This is a genomic window from Pseudoalteromonas amylolytica (genome assembly GCF_001854605.1).
Lineage (GTDB): Bacteria > Pseudomonadota > Gammaproteobacteria > Enterobacterales > Alteromonadaceae > Pseudoalteromonas > Pseudoalteromonas amylolytica.
Genome location: NZ_MKJU01000031.1, coordinates 1 through 3946 on the forward strand (window position 1 = coordinate 1; position 3946 = coordinate 3946).

7 protein-coding genes are annotated in these 3946 nt (G+C 39.5%); all 7 read right to left on the bottom strand.

Annotated elements, in window-relative coordinates; translation table 11 throughout:
- Positions 1-111: 111 nt before the first annotated feature.
- Positions 112-519 carry a GFA family protein gene (locus tag BET10_RS17725; RefSeq protein WP_070983629.1) on the bottom strand — a complete coding sequence of 136 codons (408 nt, stop codon included), beginning with the start codon at positions 517-519 and terminating at the stop codon, positions 112-114.
- 146 nt (positions 520-665) lie between these two features.
- Complete coding sequence (locus BET10_RS17730; protein WP_205987551.1) at positions 666-1175, bottom strand: hypothetical protein; 510 nt, start codon at positions 1173-1175, stop codon at positions 666-668.
- 113 nt (positions 1176-1288) lie between these two features.
- A complete protein-coding gene (locus BET10_RS17735; RefSeq protein ID WP_070986958.1) occupies positions 1289-1858 on the bottom strand; it encodes a hypothetical protein in 570 nt (189 codons plus the stop codon).
- Positions 1859-1944: 86 nt separating this feature from the next.
- The gene (locus tag BET10_RS17740; protein WP_070986960.1) at positions 1945-2469 is read right to left on the bottom strand and encodes a hypothetical protein; all 525 of its coding nucleotides are present in this window, start codon (positions 2467-2469) and stop codon (positions 1945-1947) included.
- Between the two features lie 78 nt (positions 2470-2547).
- Positions 2548-2970 carry a hypothetical protein gene (locus BET10_RS17745; RefSeq protein WP_070986962.1) on the bottom strand — a complete coding sequence of 141 codons (423 nt, stop codon included), beginning with the start codon at positions 2968-2970 and terminating at the stop codon, positions 2548-2550.
- A 106-nt stretch (positions 2971-3076) separates the two neighbouring features.
- Positions 3077-3463 carry an energy transducer TonB family protein gene (locus BET10_RS17750; RefSeq protein WP_070986963.1) on the bottom strand — a complete coding sequence of 129 codons (387 nt, stop codon included), beginning with the start codon at positions 3461-3463 and terminating at the stop codon, positions 3077-3079.
- A gap of 121 nt (positions 3464-3584) precedes the next feature.
- On the bottom strand, positions 3585-3857 hold the full coding sequence (locus BET10_RS17755) for a hypothetical protein (protein ID WP_070986965.1): 273 nt from the start codon (positions 3855-3857) through the stop codon (positions 3585-3587).
- Positions 3858-3946 lie beyond the last annotated feature (89 nt).

The following is a 3946-nucleotide window of genomic DNA, read 5'->3' on the forward strand; positions in this document are numbered from 1 at the left end:
TAACGCCGCCATAAGCGGACAAGTAATAGTTGGCTACAATGTGAAGCGAAGCGAAACCGAGCCAACTATTACGGTTCCGCTCTTCATGGCCTTGTTATGTGTTTCCTGAATTTAACATGGTAGCCCTTCGAACATAGGAATTTGCTCTAAGTCTTGATCCCAGTCTGCCTTGCTTGCAACAAAAATATGAGCATTTGGTTTATTTGCAATTTTTGTGTCAATACTTCCCGCTGGTACAGCTAAAAATGCCCCTCCCATTTGAACATTTGGCAGAGCAGAACCACAGTTCGTACAGAAACACTTAACGTGCCTTGTAGATGGCAAACTATAAGTCTTTACGTTATTTTCCCCTGATAGCCACGTTAGTACAGCTGTAGTCGAAAATAAGTTAGATGCATGAGCCGAACCAGTGTCTTTGCGACAGTATTGACAATGGCACATGAAAAAACTATCAAATTCACCTTCTACTTCAAAACTTACTTCACCGCAAAGGCATGATCCTTTATGTTTTACACTCATTAATACTCCCCAATATGCAAAATTGAAATAAAGACGGACACATAACGCCCCAATAAGGGGCTGATAATAGCTTGCTAAACTGTGTAGCGAAGCGGAACCGAGCAAGCTGTTAGCAGTCCCGCACTTAATTGGCTTGTTATAAATACTTACTTAAAAGGCTTTGGCTTTGCCTCTGCCCAAGAGCTAACCCAACTAGTTGTTGGATTGCTTGTACCTGTAGGATCTGGCTCATTAAAAACAATGACATCTCTTGCTTCAAAACCATCATCTTCACCTTGAAGGTACGTACGTATATTCTTAATTAAGGCTCTAACATCTTGAGCTCCAGTCTGATGCGATAAAGAACTGGAAAGTTCTTCAGCTAGCTCTTTAGGTAACCAAACAAAAGCCTGAAAAGAGAGTTTATTTAATTGATGATAATCTAAATTACCACCTTTCCTTATCCACTCTGCAAGTAATTCAGCGACTATTTCTCCCTTTAGTCGGATTTCTTTTTGATGCTCAACTTCTAACTTTTTGAGATCATACTCATGTTTAATCGAAGCTTTTAATCTCGCTAATAACCAAGAACGCATAAGAAAAATAAGTAGACCTAGAGCAGTAACTGTCGAAATTGAGCTAACCAATCCGATTACAAAAAGATTAAAATTTCCCACCAAACCTCCATGTATTTATAACGCCCTGTTAAGGGGCTGATTAATGTTTGGCTAAAATGTGAAGCGTAGCGAAACTGAGCCAAACGTTAGCAGTCCCGCACTTAAACAGCTTGTTAGGCATTTTTTACAGCATAGTGCCGGAATGTATTAGCCACTTTTAATGCTAATTCTAAATATCTTTCAGCTTCATCTTCTGTAAGTGTAAAGTCAGGCATATGTGTAGCTTGATTTCTAAGTTTTCTCAGACTGTGAAACACAGATAAAGTTTCTTCTGGAATATGTTTTAATGAGGTCAAATGCTCAGCAAGTAAGGCAGGTGAATTCGGGCTAGAAGCAAGCCCTGCTTTTTCAGCTGCCGCAGAAACAGCAATTTCAACATCTAACCAAGCTTCAAGAATTGCTGCTCTTGGTGATGCTTCAGCAATACGCTTGAATTGTTCATATTGTGTCAAAACACCTCTTGTTGTTGCCTTTTCCCAACCTGTTGGAAGCTCTTTTTTCAAATTACTTGCTGTAATTTCGGCTTTATTAAGTTGCTTATCAAATTTTGCTTCTACATCTTTGTATTTAAACTGAGACATTCGTCCGAGAAGTGCTCTAAGTTCACCTCTAAAAATGTAAGCTATCCAAATAGCTGCAAAAGGCCATACAACCGAATCTATTATTTTTACTAAATGTTCCATGTACACCGTACTCTCGAAATGCCTAACGCCGCGCTCTGTGGAAAATTTGGAGCGCAGCGGAAAATTTGTCCAACAGCAGCGCCTTGTTATGCATTACTGCCACTCAGCAGTTGGTTAACCTTTGGCTGTATAAACCAAATACCTATTGGGAAAAACCAAAAAAGAAAGAAGGGGCCAGAATATGAAAAGAATGACACATTTTTCCGCTGCTCTAATTTGGCAAGCTGTTTAGCTGTGAAGCCTAATGCATAGAAAATAGATGCCATTGCTAATAAGTGCATGACAACAATATAGCCAGGCAATTGGCCATTAGAGCCAAAGAAAAAACTGCTACTTATAAGAAGATACACAAGCGAATAAACAAGACCAAACTGCATTGGCTTAGTTGAGGACGCTAGTTCAGGGGGCAACTGCTTGGAACATGCCGACGCCACAGACCACAACCACCCAAAGAAGACGACAGCCATAAAAAATGTAGGAATTGCCATTACTAATGGATTTGTCGATTCACTGTTCATTATTGAATTAGCCATCATGGCTTGTGCAAGAAACATTGAGCCGACAAGGACTATAAATAACTGCCAATGTTTCGCCCTTAGGTAAATGCTCATAACTCTCCTTTATGCATAACGCCAAGCTAAGCGGCTTTAGAAGCTTTGGCTAAACTGCGCGAAGCGCGAGCCAAGCTTTTAAAGTCCTTGCTTGAGCGCCTTGTTATGTGGCTTTACCGCTAAAAGCCAAAATACAAAGCTAACTACGGCGGCGGTTACACCGTAAACCCAGATACCAGACAATGCTAGCTGAGCTGGCATTTCACTTGGCTGAGTAAAATAGATGTAAGCCATAGCAACACAAACACCGATAAAAACGTAAAGCCAGTGATAGTTTAATTTGAGCTTACACAAAACAAAATGCAGTGGTACACCGCAGCAGATTACAAATACATATGACGTGGCAACAAAGCCTAAACTAAACATGATGATTACGAATAAGCCATCAACTGAAGCCAAGTTACCACCAGTTAAAATATTTTCAGCAAACAACCCAATAACAACAAGCAATGAAGAGAACGGGGCTATTAACGCTGCTTTAGTTGTTGATTTTAAATCCATGCTTCATTGCCACATAACGCCCTGTTAATGGGCGGATTACGCTTGGCTAAAATTAGCGAAGAATGAGCGCCTGCCAAGCAGTAAGGCGTCCATTTTAAACAGCTTGTTATGTTCTCTTTTTAAACTGTATGTATTTAACGTGCACTTTATTACCTACAGTACCAAATGCATTGGGTAAGACTTTTGCTTTTCTAAGCCCTCTTATTATTGCACGTGAGTGTATTCTAATTGGATTGAGACTCAATATTTTAAGGTTTATTACTTTACCTTCATTTGATACATCAAATTTTACGGTACCTTCTGTATTTGTTAAGGCACAGGCAGAAGGCAAAGAAGAATTAAACCGTATTGTACTGGGTTCAAAAATACTGGTTTTACCTTCAATTGATGTAGCAATGCTAATGGGTTCATTTAAAAACTCAATGTCAGGGTCATTGCATGCTTTAGTAACACCAAACTGGACTCCAGCTAAAAGTATCAATGTACTAATCACGATGCCTCCTGAGAACATAACGCCCTGTTAAAGGGCGGATAAAGCTTGGCTATACTTGTGAGCGAAGCGAAACGAGCCAAGCTTTAGACGTCCCATTTGAACAGTTTGTTATGTGCTTTTTTTACCAATTATCATTAACAAAATTAAATACTTTCTCTTGGCTCTGAGTGGTACTAGGTAACTCAGTACGAATAATGGATTCAACTTTTTGACCAGACCTTACGCTCGTTAAATCCCGATGTTCCAACACTTTGTCAATCATATAGAGCATTTCGTACCCCTCATAGCGACTAAAACGTGTACTATCTGGTTTACCTGTGATTTTAGGGTCATCATTAGGTAATGCTGTCCAGCTATAATCTGAATATTCAAGATCTGATTTTTTGAAACCCATGTTTTTCTCCTTGTTTTCATTAAAAGTTAAAGGTTAATTCCTATATGGGGAGTAATAAACAGAAGACAAGGGCTAGGACACATAACGCC

What these genes read in the sequence shown, in the direction of transcription:
- BET10_RS17745 (WP_070986962.1), bottom strand. Translation starts at nt 2,970, where the DNA reads ATGGATTTAAAATCAACAACTAAAGCAGCGTTAATAGCCCCGTTCTCT.
- BET10_RS17725 (WP_070983629.1), bottom strand. Translation starts at nt 519, where the DNA reads ATGAGTGTAAAACATAAAGGATCATGCCTTTGCGGTGAAGTAAGTTTT.
- BET10_RS17755 (WP_070986965.1), bottom strand. Translation starts at nt 3,857, where the DNA reads ATGGGTTTCAAAAAATCAGATCTTGAATATTCAGATTATAGCTGGACA.
- BET10_RS17735 (WP_070986958.1), bottom strand. Translation starts at nt 1,858, where the DNA reads ATGGAACATTTAGTAAAAATAATAGATTCGGTTGTATGGCCTTTTGCA.
- BET10_RS17740 (WP_070986960.1), bottom strand. Translation starts at nt 2,469, where the DNA reads ATGAGCATTTACCTAAGGGCGAAACATTGGCAGTTATTTATAGTCCTT.